This window comes from Limnohabitans sp., assembly GCF_040400975.1.
In the GTDB taxonomy this organism is placed as follows: Bacteria; Pseudomonadota; Gammaproteobacteria; order Burkholderiales; family Burkholderiaceae_C; genus Limnohabitans_A.
In genome coordinates this window covers 54801-74363 of the sequence record NZ_JBBAPF010000008.1, presented here as the reverse complement: position 1 = coordinate 74363, position 19563 = coordinate 54801, and the positions used below count along the sequence as shown (strand labels likewise).

Annotated in this window: 22 protein-coding genes and 1 tRNA gene; 13 read left to right on the top strand and 10 right to left on the bottom strand. The window is 58.0% G+C overall.

From position 1 onward, the window contains the following. Positions 1–67: 67 nt before the first annotated feature. Positions 68–1039: a TRAP transporter substrate-binding protein gene (locus ABWQ00_RS07015; RefSeq protein WP_353237958.1), complete on the bottom strand. Its 972-nt coding sequence runs from the start codon at positions 1037–1039 to the stop codon at positions 68–70. A 253-nt stretch (positions 1040–1292) separates the two neighbouring features. Here ABWQ00_RS07015 and ABWQ00_RS07010 point away from each other — a divergent pair, with 253 nt between their 5' ends. Both ABWQ00_RS07010 and ABWQ00_RS07005 read left to right on the top strand, forming a co-directional pair. Next, complete coding sequence (locus ABWQ00_RS07010) at positions 1293–2285, top strand: 2-hydroxyacid dehydrogenase (RefSeq protein ID WP_353237957.1); 993 nt, start codon at positions 1293–1295, stop codon at positions 2283–2285. Positions 2286–2467: 182 nt separating this feature from the next. Then, on the top strand, positions 2468–3100 hold the full coding sequence (locus ABWQ00_RS07005; protein ID WP_353237956.1) for an HpcH/HpaI aldolase family protein: 633 nt from the start codon (positions 2468–2470) through the stop codon (positions 3098–3100). Positions 3101–3109: 9 nt separating this feature from the next. Here the strand turns inward: ABWQ00_RS07005 and ABWQ00_RS07000 are convergent, their stop codons facing one another. Then, positions 3110–4801 carry an electron transfer flavoprotein-ubiquinone oxidoreductase gene (locus tag ABWQ00_RS07000; protein ID WP_353237955.1) on the bottom strand — a complete coding sequence of 564 codons (1692 nt, stop codon included), beginning with the start codon at positions 4799–4801 and terminating at the stop codon, positions 3110–3112. A 149-nt stretch (positions 4802–4950) separates the two neighbouring features. On the opposite strand from ABWQ00_RS07000, the gene ABWQ00_RS06995 reads away from it, so the two are divergent. Both ABWQ00_RS06995 and ABWQ00_RS06990 read left to right on the top strand, forming a co-directional pair. Next, positions 4951–5733, top strand: coding sequence for an SDR family oxidoreductase (locus ABWQ00_RS06995; RefSeq protein WP_089961680.1), 783 nt, complete (start codon positions 4951–4953; stop codon positions 5731–5733). A gap of 10 nt (positions 5734–5743) precedes the next feature. Then, entirely contained in the window at positions 5744–6166 is a 423-nt protein-coding gene (locus ABWQ00_RS06990) for an acyl-CoA thioesterase (RefSeq protein WP_353237954.1), read from the top strand. 42 nt (positions 6167–6208) lie between these two features. Here the strand turns inward: ABWQ00_RS06990 and ABWQ00_RS06985 are convergent, their stop codons facing one another. Further along, complete coding sequence (locus ABWQ00_RS06985) at positions 6209–7102, bottom strand: metal-dependent hydrolase (protein WP_353237953.1); 894 nt, start codon at positions 7100–7102, stop codon at positions 6209–6211. A gap of 99 nt (positions 7103–7201) precedes the next feature. Between ABWQ00_RS06985 and ABWQ00_RS06980 the strand changes: the two genes are divergently transcribed. Then, positions 7202–7918 (top strand): TetR/AcrR family transcriptional regulator, encoded by a 717-nt coding sequence (locus tag ABWQ00_RS06980; RefSeq protein WP_353237952.1) that lies wholly within the window; start codon positions 7202–7204, stop codon positions 7916–7918. Here ABWQ00_RS06980 and ABWQ00_RS06975 read toward each other — a convergent pair. Further along, positions 7876–8493, bottom strand: a complete 618-nt coding sequence (locus ABWQ00_RS06975) for a peroxidase-related enzyme (protein WP_353237951.1) — start codon at positions 8491–8493, stop codon at positions 7876–7878. The genes ABWQ00_RS06980 and ABWQ00_RS06975 overlap by 43 nt on opposite strands. 57 nt (positions 8494–8550) lie before the next feature. Here ABWQ00_RS06975 and ABWQ00_RS06970 point away from each other — a divergent pair, with 57 nt between their 5' ends. Next, positions 8551–8976, top strand: a complete 426-nt coding sequence (locus ABWQ00_RS06970) for a carboxymuconolactone decarboxylase family protein (RefSeq protein ID WP_353237950.1) — start codon at positions 8551–8553, stop codon at positions 8974–8976. 8 nt (positions 8977–8984) lie between these two features. On the opposite strand, the gene ABWQ00_RS06965 is transcribed toward ABWQ00_RS06970, so the two are convergent. The 3 genes from ABWQ00_RS06965 to ABWQ00_RS06955 are packed head-to-tail and all read right to left on the bottom strand — an operon-like array spanning position 8985 to position 10691. Next, on the bottom strand, positions 8985–9263 hold the full coding sequence (locus ABWQ00_RS06965) for a cupin domain-containing protein (protein WP_353237949.1): 279 nt from the start codon (positions 9261–9263) through the stop codon (positions 8985–8987). A 13-nt stretch (positions 9264–9276) separates the two neighbouring features. Next, positions 9277–9720 carry an FKBP-type peptidyl-prolyl cis-trans isomerase gene (locus ABWQ00_RS06960; RefSeq protein WP_353237948.1) on the bottom strand — a complete coding sequence of 148 codons (444 nt, stop codon included), beginning with the start codon at positions 9718–9720 and terminating at the stop codon, positions 9277–9279. Between the two features lie 35 nt (positions 9721–9755). Then, positions 9756–10691 carry an NAD(P)H-dependent flavin oxidoreductase gene (locus ABWQ00_RS06955; protein ID WP_353237947.1) on the bottom strand — a complete coding sequence of 312 codons (936 nt, stop codon included), beginning with the start codon at positions 10689–10691 and terminating at the stop codon, positions 9756–9758. A 124-nt stretch (positions 10692–10815) separates the two neighbouring features. Between ABWQ00_RS06955 and ABWQ00_RS06950 the strand changes: the two genes are divergently transcribed. The 6 genes from ABWQ00_RS06950 (at position 10816) to ABWQ00_RS06925 (ending at position 14330) form a co-directional block, all read left to right on the top strand. Beyond that, entirely contained in the window at positions 10816–11448 is a 633-nt protein-coding gene (locus tag ABWQ00_RS06950; RefSeq protein WP_353237946.1) for a glutathione S-transferase family protein, read from the top strand. A gap of 130 nt (positions 11449–11578) precedes the next feature. Next, positions 11579–11749 (top strand): hypothetical protein, encoded by a 171-nt coding sequence (locus ABWQ00_RS06945; protein WP_353237945.1) that lies wholly within the window; start codon positions 11579–11581, stop codon positions 11747–11749. Positions 11750–11844: 95 nt separating this feature from the next. After that, positions 11845–12237, top strand: a complete 393-nt coding sequence (locus ABWQ00_RS06940; protein ID WP_353237944.1) for an MAPEG family protein — start codon at positions 11845–11847, stop codon at positions 12235–12237. Between the two features lie 39 nt (positions 12238–12276). Beyond that, a tRNA-Leu gene (locus ABWQ00_RS06935) sits at positions 12277–12368 on the top strand. A 19-nt stretch (positions 12369–12387) separates the two neighbouring features. Next, a complete protein-coding gene (locus tag ABWQ00_RS06930) occupies positions 12388–13017 on the top strand; it encodes a DUF6806 family protein (protein WP_353237943.1) in 630 nt (209 codons plus the stop codon). An 11-nt stretch (positions 13018–13028) separates the two neighbouring features. Next, entirely contained in the window at positions 13029–14330 is a 1302-nt protein-coding gene (locus tag ABWQ00_RS06925) for an MFS transporter (protein ID WP_353237942.1), read from the top strand. Between the two features lie 4 nt (positions 14331–14334). Here the strand turns inward: ABWQ00_RS06925 and murI are convergent, their stop codons facing one another. The 3 genes from murI to ABWQ00_RS06910 are packed head-to-tail and all read right to left on the bottom strand — an operon-like array spanning position 14335 to position 17375. Continuing rightward, entirely contained in the window at positions 14335–15186 is an 852-nt protein-coding gene (gene murI, locus ABWQ00_RS06920) for a glutamate racemase (protein ID WP_353237941.1), read from the bottom strand. Between the two features lie 2 nt (positions 15187–15188). Then, entirely contained in the window at positions 15189–16742 is a 1554-nt protein-coding gene (locus ABWQ00_RS06915; protein ID WP_353237940.1) for a fumarate hydratase, read from the bottom strand. Between the two features lie 36 nt (positions 16743–16778). After that, complete coding sequence (locus tag ABWQ00_RS06910; RefSeq protein ID WP_353237939.1) at positions 16779–17375, bottom strand: TIGR00645 family protein; 597 nt, start codon at positions 17373–17375, stop codon at positions 16779–16781. Positions 17376–17553: 178 nt separating this feature from the next. Between ABWQ00_RS06910 and acs the strand changes: the two genes are divergently transcribed. After that, positions 17554–19515 carry an acetate--CoA ligase gene (acs, locus tag ABWQ00_RS06905; protein ID WP_353237938.1) on the top strand — a complete coding sequence of 654 codons (1962 nt, stop codon included), beginning with the start codon at positions 17554–17556 and terminating at the stop codon, positions 19513–19515. Positions 19516–19563 lie beyond the last annotated feature (48 nt).

The following is a 19563-nucleotide window of genomic DNA, read 5'->3' as shown; positions in this document are numbered from 1 at the left end:
CTATCGCGTTGTGTTCAAAAAAACGCCCGCCAGCATGCGCTGGTCGGGCATTACAAAAAGGCTCAAATCACTTGTAATTGCGAATGCGGTCCAAGTTGGCCTTACCGAATCTCTTTTCAAACTCTGCGTTCACAGGTCCCATAGTGGCAATGAATTTAGCCTTATCGACGTTTTCGATAACGGTCATGCCACGTTTGCGCAATTCGGCCACTCCTCCAGCGTCGTCCTTGTCAACTCGGGCGCGGTTGGCTTTGGCACCTTCTTTGGCTGCATCCAAAAAAATCTGTTGGTCAGCTTTGCTGAGTTTGTCAAAAACCGCTTTGTTCATCAGAAAAACAGAGGGTGAGTACACATGACCTGTCAGTGTGATGTGTTTTTGTACCTGATCGAAATTGGCCGCCATGATGACCGAAAGTGGGTTTTCTTGACCGTCAATGGTGCCCGTCTGCAAAGCTGTGAAAACCTCCGGAAACGCCATGGGTGTGGTCACGATGCCCAAGCCTTTGTAGGCAGCAACGTGCACCGGATTTTCCATGGTGCGCATCTTGAGACCTTTGAGGTCGTCCGGGCCATTGACTGAACGCTTGTTGTTGGTCATGTGGCGAACGCCGTTTTCAGTCCAAGCCAGCGCCTTGAAGCCTTTGGGTTCGAATTTGGCCAACAATTCTTGCCCGATCGGGCCATCAAGCACAGCCCGAGCATGGGCTTTATCGCGGAACAAAAACGGCACATCCAAGATGGCCGTTTCGGGTACAAAGTTGGGCACGGGGCCAGTTGAGTTGTGGCCCAGCTCTTGAGTGCCCAGTTGCACCGCTTCCATCACTTCACGCTCGCCGCCGAGCGAGCCGGAGTAAAAATTCTTGATGACAATTCGTCCGTTGGTTCGCTTTTCAACTTCTCGCGCCAAAGTGTCGACGGCTTCACCTGCATGAGAATTCTGCGCCACGGAAATGGCGTTGCGCATCACGATTTGCGCTGTGGCGGTGGTCATGAGACCAACGGCCAGACTCAGGCCTAACATCAATTTACTCAATTTCATGGGTTGACTCCTCAAAGTTTGGATCAAGACAAAGCGAGATTAAATTTTTTCTGCATCCAAATTATGGAGTTGATGCGAAGAGACGCCATTCGGGTTTTCGAGAGGTTTTTCCAGCAGTTTTGTCAAAGTCTGAGTTTTTATTCAATGACGACAAACCAGTCACTGAATCACTTGACAAGAGTCAGGGTCCGGTTTCAATTGGGTCTGATGGCTCGTTGGGTAATTCTTCTTTTTCCTTGCAACAGGTGCAGCTATGAATGACTTTGAATCGGGTATTTTTCGTGTCGGCATTACCCGTGATGTCTTGACAAGCAATGGGCAGCCCATCTTTGGACAGGCGGTTTTTGAATTCCTCAATCATCCCGGATTGGTTTGGGAATACATGGAAGAATCTACCGTTATCCGCCCAGAACATGTCGCCCGTTATGACGCGATATGCGCCATGCTGACCCGCTTCACACCTGAAAGCTTGGGGCCAGAAAAACCCCGGTTGAAAGTGATTGCACGTTTTGGTGTGGGTTACGACACCATCGATGTCCCTACTTGCCAGAAAGCGGGAATTCTTCTGACCATTGCGCCCGATGGCGTTCGACGCCCAGTGGCGGTCTCAGCCATTACCTTCATGCTCATGCTCGCTCACAAAGTCGGTATCAAGGACCGATTGACGCGCTCGGGCCGTTGGGCAGAGAAATCTGATCACATTGGCACAGGCTTGACAGGCCGGATCTTGGGTTCTCTGGGGGTGGGAAATATTGGAGCAGAGATGTTTCGTCTGGCCAAGCCATTCGACTTGAAGTTCATTGCTCACGATCCTTACGCCGATCCTAAACTGATGGCTTCGCTGGGAGTGGAGTTGGTGGATTTGGACACCCTGTTTCGCAACGCGGATTTTTTGACTGTGAATTGTCCTTTGAATGAATCGACTCGTGGTTTGGTCAATGCAAACAAGTTGTCTTTGATGAAAAAAACGGCTTACCTCATCAATACAGCCCGGGGTCCTATCGTGGACGAGTCAGCGCTTTATCAGGCATTGGTGGAGCAAAAAATTGCTGGGGCAGGTTTGGACGTTTTCGAGGTAGAGCCCACACCCGCAGACAACCCCTTGCTGCAGTTGGACAATGTGGTGGTGACGCCCCACGGCATTTGCTTTACCGATGAATGCATGCAGGGCTTGGCCGAAAGTGCTTTCAGGGCCGTTGTTGATGTGATGCAGGGTAAAAAGCCGCCACATGTTGTGACCGCCTGATCTGTAGCTCCTTCAACTTTTAAAGGATTCACATGACAAATGACAAGCCACTGAAGTCAACCATCATGTCTGGCCAGACTGTCGCCGGCGCCATGGTTTTTGAATTTTTCACACCGGGCATCTCGCAGATACTGGCCAATTCAGGCGCCCGCTTTGCAATTTACGACATGGAGCACACGGGTTTGGGTTTTGAAACCCTGAAATGGTTGTTTGCCACTTGCCGAGGTTTACCCTTGGAGCCCATGGTTCGCGTACCCACCGGTGAGTACACCTGGATAGCACGTGCCCTGGACATTGGTGCGCGCGGGGTGATGGTCCCAATGGTGGAGGACCGGGACCAGGCCGTGCGTCTGGCCCAGGCTTGCCGTTATCCTGGGCTGGGTCGCAGGGGGGCAGCTTTTGGATTTGCGCAATGCGATTACAAGGGCGGAGATGTGGGTGAAAAAATGCGCCTTTACCATGATCGAACTTTGCTGATTGCACAGATCGAAACAGAAAAGGGCTTGCAAAATGTCGAAGATATTGCTGCTGTTGATGGGGTAGATGTTTTATGGGTGGGGCACTTTGATTTGTCCAATTTCATGGGCATACCAGGGCAATTCGATCATCCTGATTTTTTGGCTGCTATGAAGCATGTCGCCCAAGTCGCCAAAAAACATGGAAAGATCGCGGGCTTCATGGCGACTGACAAAGCCTGGATAGAAAGAGCAAAGACCATGGGCTACAGCATGCTGGCGGCAGGAACCGATACAGCTTTGCTGCAACAGGCTCTGGGCGAACTGATTGGTGACATCAATTTCGCAACCAAAGCCTGAGTTGAGGCTTCACATGCCGGTGTAGTTGGGCCCGCCGCCGCCTTCCGGTGTGACCCAGACGATGTTTTGTGTGGGGTCCTTGATGTCGCAAGTCTTGCAATGCACGCAGTTTTGCGCATTGATCTGCAGGCGGTCGGAGTTGTCTTCGTTTTTCACAAATTCATAAACGCCAGCCGGACAGTAGCGTGACTCAGGTCCAGCGTATTTCGCCAGGTTGATGCCGACGGGAACAGACGCGTCCTTGAGCGTCAGGTGGGCCGGCTGGTTTTCTTCGTGGTTGGTGTTGCTGATGAAGACGCTGGACAGACGGTCAAAGGTCAGCTTGCCGTCCGGTTTCGGGTACTCGATCTTCTCGCACTCGGCCGCAGGCTTCAGATAGGTGTGGTCGGCTTTGTCACGGCGCAGCGTCCATGGAATGTGGCCGCGCAGCACGAACTGCTCAATACCGTTCATGAGCGTGGCCACCGTCAGGCCCTTTTTGAACCAGGTCTTGAAGTTGCGTGACTTGTTCAGTTCGGTGTGCAGCCAGCTGGCTTCAAAAGCCTCGGGGTAGGCACTCAGCTCGTCGTGCTCACGACCGGCGACGATGGCGTCATACGCCGCTTCGGCGGCCAGCATGCCGGTCTTGATGGCGGCGTGGCTGCCTTTGATGCGGCTCACGTTCAGGTAACCGGCATCACAGCCCACCAGAGCACCACCGGGGAACACGGTCTTGGGCAGGCTCATCAGGCCGCCAGCGGTGATGGCGCGGGCACCGTAGCCGATGCGCTTGGCGTTGACTTCGCCTTGGTCGTTGGTGAAGTACCACTTGATGTTGTTGTGGGTCTTCCAGCGCTGGAATTCTTCAAAGGGGCTGAGCCACGGGTTGGCGTAGTCCAAACCGACCACATAACCGATAGCGATCTTGTTGTCTTCCATGTGGTACATGAACGCGCCGCCATAGGTGTCGTTGTTCATGGGCCAGCCGGCGGTGTGCATCACAAAGCCGGGCGTATGGCGTGAGGGGTCTATTTCCCAGACTTCCTTGATGCCGATGCCGTAGGTCTGCGGATCGCGGCCTTCATCCAATTTGTATTTCGCGATCAGTTGTTTGCCCAGATGGCCGCGTGCGCCTTCGGCGAACACGGTGTACTTGCCGTGCAGCTCCATGCCCAGCTGGAAGTTCTCGGTCGGCTCGCCGTCTTTGCCCACACCCATATTGCCGGTGGCCACACCTTTCACCGAACCGTCATCGTTGTAAAGCACTTCTGCGGCGGTGAAGCCGGGGAAGATTTCCACGCCCAGGTTTTCGGCCTGTTGGCCTAACCAGCGGGTGAAGTTGGACAGGCTGATGATGTAGTTGCCGTGGTTTTGTGCGCACTCGGGCAAGAAAATTCCGGGGGTGCGGGTGGCACCGGTTTCAGACAAGAAGCTCCATGCGTCGTCGGTCACGGGCTGGTTGAGAGGGGCTCCTAACTCTTTCCAGTTGGGAAAGAGTTCGGTCAAGGCCTTGGGATCCATGATGGCACCGGACAAAATGTGCGCACCGGGCTCGCCGCCTTTTTCAAGAACGACCACCGACACGTCTTGGCCTTTTGCAGAAGCCAGTTGCTTGAGGCGGATGGCGGTGGACAGGCCAGCGGGGCCGCCGCCCACCACGACGACGTCGTATTCCATGGATTCGCGGGGGCCGTAGGTGCTGAGGATGTCTTCGGGGCTCATGAACGTCTCTTCTGGGGAAAGGGGTCAAAACAAGGGCCCGAACACAGGGTGTCGGACGCGTGACTCATTTTATGCGGCTCTGACCGGCTTGCACCGCACAATGGTGTCATCTGTTTTGCCCTGTGGGGTCCATTCTTGAAGGAGTTGTCATGGCTTATGAAATTGATTTGTCCGGTCGCGTGGCCTTGGTGACGGGCGCCTCGGGCGGCTTGGGGGCGCAATTTGCCAAAACCCTGGCCGCAGCGGGCGCGGGCGTGGTGTTGGCCAGCCGCCGCATCGAAAAGCTCAAGGACCTGCGCGCCGAGATCGAAGCCGCTGGTGGCGACGCCCATGTGGTCGAGATGGACGTGACCGACCGCCACAGCATTGCTGCGGCCGTGGCACACGCCGAAACCGAGATGGGCAGCATCGACATTTTGGTGAACAACTCAGGGGTGAGCACCACCCAGCGCATCCAGGATGTGACCGAAGACGATTACGACTTCATCATGAACACCAATGTGCGCGGCGCTTTTTTTGTGGCGCAAGAAGTGGGCAAGCGCATGCTGGCCCGGGCCAAGGGGGCAGCGCCCGGTAGCTTTACCGGCGGGCGCATCATCAACATCGCCTCGATGGCGGGCCTGAAGGTCTTGCCGCAAATTGGCGTGTACTGCATGAGCAAGGCCGCCGTGATCCAGATGACCAAGGCCTTTGCGGTGGAGTGGGGCAAATTTGGCATCAACGTGAACGCGATTTGCCCCGGCTACATTGACACCGAAATCAACCACCACCACTGGCAAACCGAGCAAGGCCAAAAGCTCATCAGCATGCTGCCGCGCAAACGCGTGGGCCAGCCGCAAGACCTGGACGCCTTGCTGATGCTGCTGGCCAGCGACCAGAGCCACTTCATCAATGGCGCGGTGGTGTCGGCCGACGACGGCTTCGCGGTGTGAGGACCTGACCATGAAGCTGGAGTTGCCCGAGCATAAAAAGCAAGTTTTCGAGTTGGTCATTCCCATCCGCTGGGGTGATATGGACGCCATGGGCCATGTCAACAACACGGTGTACTTTCGCTACATGGAGACGCTGCGCATCGACTGGTTTGAGGCTATCGGGTGTCAGGTCAACCCGCAAGGGCAGGGGCCGGTCATCGTGAACGCATTTTGTAATTTCTACAAACAGTTTGAATTTCCCGGCGACATTCTGGCCAAGATGTTTGTCAGCGACCCGGGCCGCACCACGTTTGAAAGTTGGTGCACCTTGGAGCGCACCGACCAGCCCGGGGTAATTTTTGCCGCTGGTGGAGCGACCACGATTTGGGTGGATTTCCCCAACCAAAAGGCGGTGACCCTGCCCGAATGGGTGCGGGCTTTGGTCAGCGACTGAGCGCTGTTTTTTTGTAGGAGCGCAACCCTGTGCGCGAAGGTTTCAGGCTGCTGATGAAGTCGGCGGTCCCACCGCACGCCACTGGTCGGCGTGGCTTTGCAGCCAGTCTTGCGACAGCGTGGCGCTGCCCACTTGCATGGGGTGAAAGTCTTGGCGGGTGTAAGCCCACAAGGGCTTGGCCACGCGCCAAACCATGCCGTGGCGACCGAACAAAAACTTGGCCGCCGACCACCAAGTAGAAGGCTTGAAGAGCGTCTTGTCGTGCCAGAGGTTGTTGACGGTCTGGCGGAACACGTCGGTGCTGAACTGGACGGTGACGTACCAAAACCAGCGCATGCGCCACTGGTGATTGCCACCCAAGCGTTGGTACAGGTCAAAGGCCACGCATTTGTGCTCGGACTCTTCGGCCGCGTGCCAGCGCCAAAGGGTTTTGAGCGGGTCTTCGGCCTTGGCAAACCAGTCGCCGGGCTGGTCCAGGCGGTCCAAAGTCAGGTCACCAAAGATCGAGGTGTAGTGCTCAAAAGCGGCGGTGATGGCCAACTCATGCAGGTAGCCCTTTTCGCTCTTGCTGAAGAATTCCTCGCGTCCTTTTTTCAGGCGTTGCTCAGCCCGGGGGCCCCAGTGGTTGACCAAGCCTTGTTTTTCCAAGTGGGCGTTGTACAGCGCATGCAGGTGACGGTGGGTGGCTTCTTGACCTACAAAGCCCTTGGCGATGTTTTTGAGCTCAGCGTTCTCAGGGGTGTCGGGCAGGTTTTTGGCGCCATTTTTGACCGCGTCGATGAAAGACTGCTCTCCAACTGGAAAGCTCATCGACAAAGCGTTGGCATAAGCCGTCAAAAACGCATCGCCGCCGTTCCAGTGGCGAGAAAAACCTTGGCTCAGGTCCACGCTCAGGCGTCGGACGGTCAACTCGGTGGGGGCTGCGGGTGTGTTCATGGCGTGCTTTGTGGGTGATCGGTCAGAATGTGAGCATTGTTCAGGTTTTGCAAAGACCTTGCAACTCGCGATCTGCTCACATTTTTTCAAGGGCTTTTCATGGCCGCAGCCAAACCCACCAAAACATCCGCTCAGCCGCAAGCCCCAGTCAGCCTGCGTCGCCAGCCCTCGCAGGCTAGGGCGCAGCAGACCATGCAAACCTTGTTCAAGGCGGCTGCTCAGATTTTGGACAAAGAAGGCGAGGCCGGTTTGACGACCAACAAGGTGGCCGCTGCAGCCGGTTTCTCGATTGGCACGCTGTACCAATACTTTCCCAGCAAAGAGGTGCTGGTGCAGGCCATGGCGGCCAAAGGGCAGGGCCTGGTTTTGCAAGAGCTGGGTCGCTACCTGAGTGAGCTGGAGAATTTGCCCAATGTTCGCGAATTGGACGGCCGCGAGCTGTTGGCCAAAGCCATTCGCATCTTGGTGCGGGGTTTTGCCACGGGCAAGGGCTTGAGCCAAAGCCTGATTCACCTGTGCTGGACACTGGAAAAGCCCGAAGAAACGGCCAGCGCCGTGCGTCAGGTGGCCGACCGCTTGGCCGTGTTTTTTGAACGCATAGACCACCCAGCCCTGCAAACGCCCAGCACGGCCCAAATGTTTGTGCTGACCCGCTCTGTGATTGGGACCTTGCGCAGTGCCAGCCTGGAAAAGTCACCCCTGTTGGGCAGCCCCGCGTTTGAGCAGGCGCTGACCCAAATGGCTTGGGCTTTGCTGGCCAGGCCTGAAGCCCATCAGGCGGCGGGTTTGACCTTGGGTGCGCGGCCCATCAAGTAAAACTCGGGGTTGGGCATCATGCCGCTGAAACTGGCCATGCGGTTGCTTAGGCCAAAGAAGGCGGTGATGGCCGCGATGTCCCAGATGTCTTCGTCGTCAAAGCCGTGGGCGTGCAGGGCGGCAAAGTCGGCGTCTTCCACCTGGTCGGAGTGGTTGCAGACTTTGAGTGCGAAGTCCAGCATGGCGCGCTGGCGTGGGCTGATGTCGGCTTTGCGGTAATTGATGGCAACTTGGTCGGCCACCAGTGGTTTTTTTTCGTAAATGCGCAAGATCGCACCGTGGGCCACCACGCAATACAAGCAGTTGTTGGCCGCGCTGGTGGTGGTCACGATCATTTCACGCTCACCCTTGCTCAGGCCGCTGCTGCGCCCTACAGACTCGGGCACCATCAGGGCGTCGTGGTAGGCAAAAAACGCCCGCCACTCAGCAGGGCGACGGGCAAGCGCCAAAAACACATTAGGCACAAAACCGGCTTTTTCCTGCACCTCTAGGACCTTGGCGCGGATGTCCTCGGGCAAGTCTTTGATTTCGGGGGCGGGGTAGCGGGATGGTGTCGCCGGTGTGGGTGTGCTCATGGTGTCTCCTGTTGGGCAAGCCTTTGATTATGCTCAGGGCTCTTACAGGAGCCTGTCATGTCCCCAACACCCCCAAGTTCCCCGATCGAGCAAGCCCGCGAAGCCCGCCCCAACGATGCTGCATTTCAGGCGGGCCTCACCACCCGCACCCAGGTCATGGGCCCAGCTTATGTGGAGCGCGCTTTGGGCGCCGCTACCGACTACACCATGCCCATGCAAGAGTTCATCACGGCCAACGCCTGGGGTAACGTGTGGCAGCGCCCGGGCCTGGACCTGAAAACCCGCAGCCTGATCACCGTGGCCATGCTGGCGGCACAGGGCAAGCAGCATGAACTCAAAGCCCATGTGCGCGGGGCCATCCACAACGGCGCTACACCCGAAGAACTGCGTGAAGTGATGCTGCACGCCACCGTGTACTGTGGCTTCCCCACGGCCATCGATGCGTTTCGCAGCGTGACCGAAGTGGTCGAATCGATGGCCTGAGCGGCCGATCAGTTGGCCCGCGCCACCCAGACGGTGGCGCCTTGCGGGCCATACAGTTCGGCGTGGGCCACGTTGCGTGCCAACCTGAAAAAGTCGCCCGCTTTCAGGTGCTTGACCTCTTCGCCCACGGTCAACCAGTACTCGCCTTGCACCACATAAGCGCTGACGTCAAACGAGTGGGTGTGGGTGTCGAGTTTCAAGTTGGCGTCCCATTGGCGCACCAAAATTTCGTCAAAACCTTCGTCCATCGATTGGGCGGTGAAGGATTCCAAAGTGGGTGTGGTCATGTGCGCTTCCAGATCATTTGCCATTGATGGCGAGCAATTCGACTTCAAACACCAAAGTCGCATTGGGGGGGATCACGCCGCCCGCGCCGCGTTCACCATAGGCGGTGGCGGGTGGGCAGGTCAATTTGGCGCTGCCCCCCACCTTCATCATCTGAACGCCTTCGGTCCAGCAGGGAATCACCCGGTTGAGGGGAAACTCAATGGCCTCGTTGCGCTTGTACGAGCTGTCAAATTCCTTCCCATCGGGCAGCGTGCCCCGATAGTGCACTTTCACTTTGTCTGAGGCTTTGGGGCTGGCGCCCGTGCCTTCTTTGAGGGCGCGGTACACCATGCCCGAAGGGGTGAGCCGGGCGCCCGCTTCTTGGGCCGCTGCTGCGGTGACCGCATTGGAAGCCCAGACCGGCGAGGCGCTCAAAAGGCAAAAAGACAAGCTGCTGAGGGCGAAAAGGGTTTTCATAGGCAAAGTCAATGTTGGGATGGGAGTGTCAGAGCTTAGCCAAAAGACGCTTGTTGTGCCAACTGCCCCAGACGGGCCGCGATGCTGCGAAATTCAGCCACGGTTTGTTCGATGATTTGCTGAGCGGTCAGGACTTCATGAACCAGGCCCGCCGATTGGCCTGCCAAGGCCGGTGCAGCATTCATGTCGCCGCCAAAGTAAACCTGTTGAATGCCTTGAAAGGCATCGGGCCCCATGAGGCCTGCTTCATGCAGGGTTTGGGTGAAGGGTGCTTTCAGGGCTCGTATGCAGGGCGATGACTTGGTGTTGAGCATGTATGTGCCAGTGGTGCTGGCGTCCACGATGGCCTGTTTGTAATGGGCATGGACTGGGCTTTCGGCGCAGGCCACAAAGCGGGTGCCCATTTGGATGGCCTCGGCCCCCAGGGCAAATGCGGCGGCCATGCCGCGCCCATCCACAATGCCGCCTGCGGCAATCAGGGGCAGGTCGGTCTTTTCGCGAATGGCTTGCAGCAGTACCAGGGTACTGACTTCATCCGGGTTTTTGAAGCCACCCCCTTCAGAGCCTTCGACGACCAAGCCATCCACGCCAGCGTCGGCGCATTTGAGCGCGGCCTCCAAAGTCGGTACGGCGTGGTACACCGCGATGCCTGCGGCTTGCAGCGGCGCCACAAACTTGGCTGGGCTGCCCGCTGAGGTGGTGACAAAGCGCACGCCGGATTCGCAGACAAAGCGCAGCATGGCGTCGTCTTTCAAAAACCGGATCGGCAGGTTGACGCCAAAAGGTAAACCCGTTTGGCGCATGGCCATGATTTCACGTTGGCAGTTTTCAGTTTCACCCGAGGAGGTCTCGATGATTCCCAAGCCGCCAGCCCGAGACACCGCAGAGGCCAGAGCGCTTCTGGCAATCCAGCCCATGGGCGCTTGCAAGATGGGGTAAGTTGCCCCGGTGTGGGCCAAAACGCGGTTCATGTCGGTGCCTTGAAGCTGAAATAACCATGATACGGCCCCCGGCCTGCTGGCGCAGTCGCCAAGCTGTCGCAACTTTCGCTGGGGTGTGCCTAAACTTGCGCCTTCTTCATTGAAAGGTTTGGTCATGGCTTTGACCCTGTTTGCTTTTGACACCCCCAATGCCCGCAAGATCACCGTGGCCTTGGAAGAAATGGGCCTGAGTTATGCAGTGCAGGTGGTCGACATCACGCGCGATGAGCAATTTGCACCTGATTTTTTGAAAATCAGCCCCAACAACAAAATTCCGGCCTTGGTCGATACCGATGGTTTCGATGGACAAACTCAAACGGTCTTTGAATCGGGTGCCATCCTGATTTATTTGGCCGAGAAAACCGGGCAATTTCTCCCCCCTCAAGGCCCCGGCAGAGTGGCCACTTTGGAGTGGTTGATGTTTCAGATGGGGGGCTTTGGGCCAGCGCCGGGCCAGGTGCACCACTTTGTGGCTTTGAAGGACGAAACTGACAAGCGTTATGGCTTGCAGCGCTTCATGGCCGAAACACTGCGCCTTTATGGCGTGATGGACCGCCGCTTGGCCGAGCAAGCTTTTTTTGCAGGCGATTTGTCGATCGCCGACTTCGCGATCTTGGGTTGGGTATGGCGCCACCCGCGTCACCAGGTTGATTTGGCCCAGTTCCCACATGTTCAGCGTTGGTATCAGGCTCTGATGGCGCGGCCAGCCGTGCAAAAGGGCTTTGCCGTGGCCTTGCGCCGAGACTGAGTCAGACTTTGGGTTCAGTCCCGGCGAATTGCAAAGGGCTCGCATTTCGACCTCTAAGAACTCAACCTGGACTCAAACGCCTCAATCTTGTGGCTTAATACCGTTTTGCATTTTTTATCCGGAGCCACAGATGGGCAACAAAATCGTCACCGAAGCAGATCGTAAATTCACTCAGCCACTGCCCGCATTGCCCGGCGTTAACCTGCCCACGGCTGGCCGTGGTCAGCGTGTCAGCCTTGAGCGCGGCGTGGCCACACGCAGCAAGAAAAACCCCGGCAAGCGTTCCAAAAAGGGCGGTTGATCACGGTGCGCCCGGTGCCTGCCGGGCCAGTGCCCAGCCACTGAAGTTTCAGTGGCTTTTTTTTCGATTTTTTTGGCGATCTCAAGGAGAGCTGAATGTTGATTTCATATGGTGCCGTGTTGGTGGCCGGGATCATGCCGGTGGTGTGTGCGGGCATTGCCAAATCGGGCTTCAAGGGCTACGACAACAGCGACCCCCGAGCTTGGCTGTCCAGGCAGACCGGCTTCAGAGCACGCGCCAATGCCGCGCAAGCCAACTGTTTTGAGGCCTTTCCCTTTTTTGCCCTGGCGGTGGTTTTGGCTCTGCTCACCGGGGTCGAGCCTGACACGGTCGACGCCTTGGCCATGCTTTTCATCGCCTTAAGGGTGGCGTATGTCTTCTTTTATGTGACCGACAAAGCCAAATGGCGCACCATGGTCTGGTCGGGTGCCTATGTGGTGGTGCTTGCACTGTTCGCCATGGCGATGCTGAATTTGCACCTCGGTTGATGCCGAAAAGCCAAGTTAACAAGGCACAATAAGCCCTCTGCCCCGGTGGTGAAACTGGTAGACACACCGGACTTAAAATCCGTTGCTTCCTGAAAAGGGGCGTGCCGGTTCGATTCCGGCTCGGGGCACCAAAGTACTCAAAGCACCATCATGACCCAAGACAACGCAGCGCTTGAAATCCACGTGCATGGTGATGTGCCCCTCAAGCCCGGCACCGACACCACCGCCATTCAAGAGGCCTTGAAGCCCTTGTGGCGATATGCTGGTGCGCGCAGTTTGGTAGAAGGAGCCATCAGCCTTTACGAAGAAGAGCCAGGCATCCGTTTTGACCCGGCATCCTGCCGCTTGCAACTGTGCTGGACCGTGCGGGGGGACGAAGATTTCCGTCTGGTCATGGACGATCTGTGCATGAACCTCAATGAGTTGTCTGCAGCCGGCACCCAAATCGAGGTGACTTTCTACGACACCGAGTTCGACGACGAGGACGAGGCCAGTGGGGTCGAGTCGCGTGATGATTTTGTGATGCTGTTTGTCGGCCCTGACCCAGGGGCCATCATGCAAGCCCAGCGTGATTTGCTGGTGCACGATGTCGTCAACATGATGGAGCGCCACTTTGATGGCGCAGAGTTGTCGGGCGTGGTGGCTGAAATTGACAAGTTGTTCAGCTCGCGCTTTGACAGTTTGGTCAGCTCTTTGGACATCGGCAGGCCGCCCCGTGGCCCCGGTGGCGGCAATGGCCACGGCGGTGGTGGCGGACGCCGTCCACGTCACCTGCACTGAAGGGTCCCCCCATGAACGACTCAGGTCTTCGTTCTGCCCTCAATCCGGGTGTGCGCTTGCGCGAGGTCTTTGGCTGGGCCATGTACGACTTTGCCAACTCGGGCTATTCCACGGTGGTCATCACGGCCGTGTTTGCCGCTTACTTTGTGGGGGGCGTGGCCGATGGGGCTGACTGGGCCACTTTGGCCTGGACATCGGGCCTGAGCCTGTCTTATCTGATCGTCATGCTCACCATGCCCGGTCTGGGTGCTTGGGCCGATCGGTTGGCGGGCAAAAATCGCATGCTGATGTGGGTCACCTTGGGTTGCGTGCTGAGCACGGCGGCCTCGTCTCTGGTGGGGCCAGGACAGGTGGCGTTGGGCTTGTTCATTTTGGTGTTGTCCAACACCTTCTTTTCTTATGGCGAGTCGCTCACCGCCTCGTTTTTGCCCGAATTGGCCAAGCCCCATGCCATGGGCCGCGTGAGCGGTTGGGGGTGGTCTTTGGGCTACATCGGCGGCATGCTGACTTTGGGCATCTGCTTGGCTTATGTGCTGGCGGCGCAAGCGCGTGGCGAGTCGGGCTCGCAGTTTGTGCCGGTGACCATGTGGATCACTGCCGCCATGTACGGTGCTGCAGCCCTGGTGACTTTCTCCTTGCTGCGCGAGCACTCGCCAGCGCAGCCGAATGCCCAGGTGGTGACGGTGGTGAAAAGCTTGCGCGGCCTGCGCCAAACCCTGCGCGAGGCCTTGCCTTACCGTGATTTCACCCGTTTGCTGGCCTGTGCGGTGGCTTACCAGGGCGGGGTGGCCGTGGCCATCACGCTGGCGGCCATTTATGCCGAGCAGGTGATTGGTTTCCAGCCACAAGAGACCATGGTGCTGATTTTTGTGCTGAACCTGGCCGCTTTTGCGGGGGCTTTGTTGCTGGGCCATGTGCAAGACCGCCTGGGCCACAAGCTGACTTTGTCCCTGACTTTGCTGGGTTGGGTGGCCACCTGTTTCATTGCGGCTTTGTCGACCGACAAGGCCACGTTCTGGTGGGCTGCAGGCATCGCTGGTTTTTGCATGGGTTCCAGCCAGTCTTCGGGTCGGGCCATGGCGGGCCTGATGGTTCCAGCCCACCGTTTGGGTGAGTTTTTTGGCCTGTGGACCTTCGCCATTCGCCTGGCCAGCATCTTGGGGCCTTTGATGTACGGTCTGATCACTTGGCTGAGCGATGGCAACCAGCGTTTGGCGATTGGGGCGACCTCCTTGCTGTTCATTTTGGGCCTGGTCCTCTTGATGCCCGTGGATGTGGAGCGCGGCCGTTTGGCGGCCCAAAAGCCGGCCTGATGGTTCAGGCTTGCAGATTGGCAGGCGCTGCCTCGCACAACTCAGGCGGCAAACCCAACCAACGCATGGCAGCCGCTTGCAGCCCTTGCAAGTCACCCGTGGTCATTAAGCGCATGGGCAGCCCAGAGCCATGGGGCTCTTGCGTGTTCAGTAAACCAGCCGCCGCCAACAATCGCTGCGTTTGACGCGCCACCGCTTCGCCTGTCGAGATCAGTTGCACATCTGGCCCGAGCAGTTGCCGCAAATCGTTTTCGACAAACACATAGTGGGTACAACCGAGCACCAAGGTGTCGATGTCGCCAGGTCCTGAACCAAAGCGGCCCATGGCATCGGTATAGCTCTTCAGCAAATGCGCGATTTGCGCTTGCGCAGCCATCGCTTGATCGGGCAGGGTGCTTTGCTCGATGGCCAAGGCCAAGCCGTTACAGGCCTGCACCACAAAATGGGCCTCGCCTTGCACACTGGCCAACAGGCGAGCGAATTTGTCACTGCCCACCGTGCCCCGCGTTGCGATCACACCGATATGGCCCGTGTGGCTGAGGGCCAGGGCCGGTTTCAGTGCAGGCTCGACACCCACCAGAGGCAGTTGGGGGTGCTGGGCACGCAGTTCGTGGATGGCTGCAGCGGTGGCGGTGTTGCAGGCCACCACCAGCGCTTTGATGTGGTGTTGCGTGAGCAAATGCGTTGCAATCGCTTGGGTCCGCTGGCGGACAAAGACCTCGGTTTTTTCGCCATAGGGCGCGTGCGCGTTGTCGGCCAAATACACAAAGCGTTCGTGCGGCAGAGCCTTTTGCAAGGCCCGCAGCACACTCAGGCCCCCAATGCCGCTGTCAAAAACGCCAATGGGGGTGTTCACATTCAGCCGGCGTTAACGCCGATGCCCTTGAACTCACCGGTGGCGATGCGCTTTTGCCATTCGGCGGGGCCGGTGATGTGGGCGCTGGTGCCGCCCGCATCGACCGCCACCGTCACCGGCATGTCCACCACGTCGAATTCATAGATGGCTTCCATGCCCATGTCGGCAAAGCCCACGACCTTGGCGTGCTTGATGGCTTTGGACACGAGATAGGCCGCGCCGCCCACGGCCATCAGGTAAGCACTCTTGTGCTTTTTGATCGCCTCGATGGCGACCGGGCCGCGCTCGGCCTTGCCGATCATGGCGATCAGGCCGGTTTGGGCCAGCATCATTTCGGTGAAGCCGTCCATGCGCGTAGAAGTCGTTGGTCCTGCGGGACCCACAGCCTCGTCGCCCACCGGATCCACGGGACCCACGTAATAGATCACGCGGTTTTTGAAGTCCACAGGCAGCTTCTCGCCCTTGGCCAGCATGTCTTGGATGCGTTTGTGTGCGGCGTCGCGGCCGGTGAGCATCTTGCCGTTGAGCAAGAGCGTCTGGCCGGGTGTCCAGCTGGCGACTTCGGCTGGGGTAAGGGCGTTCAGGTCCACGCGTTTGCTCTTCTCGGTGTCGGCCGTCCAGCCCACGTTGGGCCACAGGTCCAGCGAAGGCGCTTCCAAATACGTGGGGCCGGAGCCGTCGAGCACGAAGTGCGCATGGCGCGTGGCGGCGCAGTTGGGGATCATGGCCACGGGCTTGCTGGCCGCGTGGGTGGGGTACATCTTGATCTTCACGTCCAGCACGGTGGTCAAGCCACCTAAGCCTTGCGCGCCAATGCCCAGGGCGTTGACCTTGTGGTAGAGCTCCAAGCGCATTTCTTCGACGGGGTCGAGTTTCTCGCCTTGGCTGGATTTTTCGAGCAACTGGTACATGTCCAGGTCGTCCATCAGGCTTTCTTTGGCCATGAGCACGGCTTTTTCGGCGGTGCCGCCGATGCCGATGCCCAGCATGCCCGGTGGGCACCAGCCCGCGCCCATGGTGGGCACGGTCTTCAAAACCCAGTCGACGATGCTGTCGCCGGGGTTGAGCATGATCATCTTGGACTTGTTTTCGCTGCCGCCGCCTTTGGCCGCCACGGTCACATCGACCTTGTTGCCGGGCACGATCCTGGTGAAGATCACGGCAGGCGTGTTGTCTTTGGTGTTTTTGCGGTTGAAGTGCGGGTCAGAGACCACGGATGCACGCAGCGTGTTGTCGGGGTGGTTGTAGCCGCGGCGCACACCTTCGTTGATGGCGTCTTCCAGGCTGCCGGTGAAGCCGTCAAACTTCACGTCCATGCCGACCTCAAGGAAAACGTTGACGATGCCGGTGTCTTGGCAAATCGGGCGGTGGCCGGTGGCGCTCATTTTGCTGTTGGTCAGGATCTGGGCGATGGCGTCTTTGGCGGCCGGGCTCTGCTCACGATCGTAGGCGCGGGCCAGGTGGGCGATGTAGTCGGCTGGGTGGTAGTAGCTGATGTACTGCAGTGCGGCTGCGACAGATTCGATCAGGTCTTCTTGTTGGATCAGGGTGGTCATGTTGTTGGCGTCTGTGAGGATTCAAGAAAAACGGGATCAGTGCTCAGCTTTGTCGTGGTGTGACATCAAACGGTCTGCATAGGCGATGGCGATGGCGCTGAACAAGAAGGCAATGTGGATGATGGTTTGCCACATCAAGACCTGTTCCGTGTAGTTGGCGGCGTTGATGAAGGTCTTGAGCAAATGGATCGAGCTGATGCCGATGATGGCCGTGGCCAGCTTGACCTTGAGCACCGAGGCGTTCACATGGTCCAGCCATTCGGGTTGATCGGGGTGGCCTTCCAGGTTCAGACGCGAGACAAAGGTTTCGTAGCCGCCCACGATCACCATGATCAAGAGGTTAGAGATCATGACCACGTCGATCAGACCCAGCACGACCAGCATGATGACCACTTCATTGAGGCCGGTGATGGGGGCATCGGTCTTGTAACCGATGCTGCCAACCAGCGCCTGCAACGCGGTCTGGCTGCCAAATGCCGCCTCCAGCAAATGGACCAACTCCACCCAGAAGTGAAAGACATAAACAGCCTGTGCTGCGATCAATCCCAAATAAAGGGGCAATTGCAGCCAACGGCTGGCAAATATGAAGCTGTTGATGTGGGTAATCGAGGATTTGACGATAGGGCGTGGCATGATTTTCCAAGTTTGAAGTTCACAAAGGGTGCCTTCATTGCGCTGGCGATTTTAGGCCGAAGTGTTCGAGTGTGAACCCGCCCTTGCGCAAGTTTGATGTCAGTCAGTGGTTTGTAAGAGCCAAGAACGACATTTGCGCCAGTTTAAAATTTGACTTGTTACAAAGGAGACAGCCGCCATGAGCACCCCGACTTACCTGCCCAGTGCCGATTTCGTCAAAAATGCCCACATTTCGGGCATGCCCGCTTACGAGGCGCTGTGCAAAGAGGCCGAAAACGATTACGAAGGCTATTGGGCCCGGCTGGCCAAAGAGCTGATCAGCTGGAAAACCCCTTTTACCAAGGTGCTGGACGAGTCCAACGCGCCTTTCTTCAAGTGGTTCGAAGACGGCACCCTGAACGCTTCTTACAACTGCTTGGACCGCAACGTCGAAAAAGGCCTGGGCGACAAGACCGCCATCATCTTTGAAGCCGACGGGGGCGAAGTCACCAAGGTCACTTACAGCCAGTTGCTGGCCAAAACCTGCCAATACGCCAACGCTTTGAAGAGCCTGGGCATCAAAAAAGGTGACCGCGTCGTCATCTACATCTCCATGTCCGTCGAGGGTGTGGCCGCGATGCAAGCTTGTGCCCGCATCGGCGCGACCCACTCGGTGGTATTTGGTGGTTTCTCGGCCCAGTCGCTGCGCGACCGCATCGAAGACACCGGCGCTGTGGCCGTGATCACCGCCGACAACCAAGTGCGCGGTGGCAAGTTGCTGCCCCTCAAAGCCATCGTGGACGACGCCATCAAGCTGGGCGGTTGCGGCTCGATCAAAAACGTGTTGGTCGTCAAGCGCTCAGGCGCTGAGATCGCCATGACCGCTGGCCGTGACCAGTGGATGGCCGAGTTGGCCGACCAGCAAGCCATCACCTGCGAACCCGAGTGGGTCGGTGCCGAGCACCCCCTGTTCTTGCTCTACACCTCCGGCTCCACCGGCAAGCCCAAAGGTGTCCAACACTCCACCGGTGGTTATTTGCTGCACGCAGCCCTGACCACCCAATGGACCTTTGACCTGAAGGCCGACGACGTGTTCTGGTGCACGGCCGACATCGGCTGGGTGACCGGCCACACCTACATCACCTATGGCCCCTTGGCCCTAGGCGGCACCGAAATCGTGTTCGAGGGCGTGCCCACCTACCCAGACGCTGGCCGATTCTGGAAGATGATCCAAGACCACAAGGTCTCGATCTTCTACACCGCGCCCACCGCCATCCGCTCGCTCATCAAGGCCGCGGAAGCCAACGACGCGGTGCATCCCAAGAGCTACAACCTCAGCAGCCTGCGTTTGTTGGGTTCGGTCGGCGAGCCGATCAACCCTGCCGCGTGGGAGTGGTACCACAAGCATGTGGGCGGCGGCAATTGCCCCATCGTCGACACCTTCTGGCAAACCGAAACCGGTGGCCACATGATCACGCCGCTGCCTGGCGCCACACCCATGGTTCCAGGTTCCTGCACGCTGCCTTTCCCCGGCATCCAAGCGGCCATCGTGGACGAGACCGGCAAAGACATGCCCAACGGCCAAGGCGGCATTTTGGTGGTCAAGCGCCCATGGCCTTCCATGATCCGCACGATCTGGGGTGACCCTGAGCGCTTCAAGAAGAGCTACTACCCTGAGGACTTCAAGGGCAAGTACTACTTGGCCGGCGACGGTTCGATCCGTGACGAAAAGACCGGTTACTTCACCATCACCGGCCGCATCGACGACGTGCTGAACGTCTCTGGTCACCGCATGGGGACGATGGAAATCGAATCGGCCTTGGTCAGCTGCACCGAGTTGGTCGCCGAGGCCGCCGTGGTGGGCCGCCCTGACGACACCACGGGTGAGGCGATTTGCGCCTTCGTGGTGCTCAAGCGCTCGCTGCCCAACACCGAAGAAGGCAAGGCGATTGCCAAGCAATTGCGCGACCACATCGCCAAAGAAATCGGCCCGATCGCCAAGCCCAAAGACATCCGCTTTGGCGAAAACTTGCCCAAGACCCGTTCGGGCAAGATCATGCGCCGCTTGCTGCGCTCTTTGGCCAAAGGCGAAGAGATCACGCAAGACATCTCCACGCTGGAAAACCCCGCCATCTTGGGTCAGTTAGGTCAGGCTTACTGATCTTGAGATTTGTTTTCAGCGGTCATCTGTCCGCTGCAAGCGTTCAAA

Coding starts and splice junctions, on each gene's coding strand:
- ABWQ00_RS06965 (WP_353237949.1), bottom strand. CDS start 9,263: ATGACCACACCCACTTTGGAATCCTTCACCGCCCAATCGATGGACGAA.
- ABWQ00_RS06945 (WP_353237945.1), top strand. CDS start 11,579: ATGGGCAACAAAATCGTCACCGAAGCAGATCGTAAATTCACTCAGCCA.
- ABWQ00_RS06930 (WP_353237943.1), top strand. CDS start 12,388: ATGACCCAAGACAACGCAGCGCTTGAAATCCACGTGCATGGTGATGTG.
- acs (WP_353237938.1), top strand. CDS start 17,554: ATGAGCACCCCGACTTACCTGCCCAGTGCCGATTTCGTCAAAAATGCC.
- ABWQ00_RS06960 (WP_353237948.1), bottom strand. CDS start 9,720: ATGAAAACCCTTTTCGCCCTCAGCAGCTTGTCTTTTTGCCTTTTGAGC.
- ABWQ00_RS06975 (WP_353237951.1), bottom strand. CDS start 8,493: ATGAGCACACCCACACCGGCGACACCATCCCGCTACCCCGCCCCCGAA.
- ABWQ00_RS07000 (WP_353237955.1), bottom strand. CDS start 4,801: ATGAGCCCCGAAGACATCCTCAGCACCTACGGCCCCCGCGAATCCATG.
- ABWQ00_RS06950 (WP_353237946.1), top strand. CDS start 10,816: ATGGCTTTGACCCTGTTTGCTTTTGACACCCCCAATGCCCGCAAGATC.
- ABWQ00_RS06925 (WP_353237942.1), top strand. CDS start 13,029: ATGAACGACTCAGGTCTTCGTTCTGCCCTCAATCCGGGTGTGCGCTTG.
- ABWQ00_RS06915 (WP_353237940.1), bottom strand. CDS start 16,742: ATGACCACCCTGATCCAACAAGAAGACCTGATCGAATCTGTCGCAGCC.
- ABWQ00_RS06995 (WP_089961680.1), top strand. CDS start 4,951: ATGGCTTATGAAATTGATTTGTCCGGTCGCGTGGCCTTGGTGACGGGC.
- ABWQ00_RS06985 (WP_353237953.1), bottom strand. CDS start 7,102: ATGAACACACCCGCAGCCCCCACCGAGTTGACCGTCCGACGCCTGAGC.
- ABWQ00_RS06910 (WP_353237939.1), bottom strand. CDS start 17,375: ATGCCACGCCCTATCGTCAAATCCTCGATTACCCACATCAACAGCTTC.
- ABWQ00_RS06980 (WP_353237952.1), top strand. CDS start 7,202: ATGGCCGCAGCCAAACCCACCAAAACATCCGCTCAGCCGCAAGCCCCA.
- ABWQ00_RS06955 (WP_353237947.1), bottom strand. CDS start 10,691: ATGAACCGCGTTTTGGCCCACACCGGGGCAACTTACCCCATCTTGCAA.
- ABWQ00_RS06990 (WP_353237954.1), top strand. CDS start 5,744: ATGAAGCTGGAGTTGCCCGAGCATAAAAAGCAAGTTTTCGAGTTGGTC.
- ABWQ00_RS07010 (WP_353237957.1), top strand. CDS start 1,293: ATGAATGACTTTGAATCGGGTATTTTTCGTGTCGGCATTACCCGTGAT.
- ABWQ00_RS06940 (WP_353237944.1), top strand. CDS start 11,845: ATGTTGATTTCATATGGTGCCGTGTTGGTGGCCGGGATCATGCCGGTG.
- ABWQ00_RS06970 (WP_353237950.1), top strand. CDS start 8,551: ATGTCCCCAACACCCCCAAGTTCCCCGATCGAGCAAGCCCGCGAAGCC.
- ABWQ00_RS07015 (WP_353237958.1), bottom strand. CDS start 1,039: ATGAAATTGAGTAAATTGATGTTAGGCCTGAGTCTGGCCGTTGGTCTC.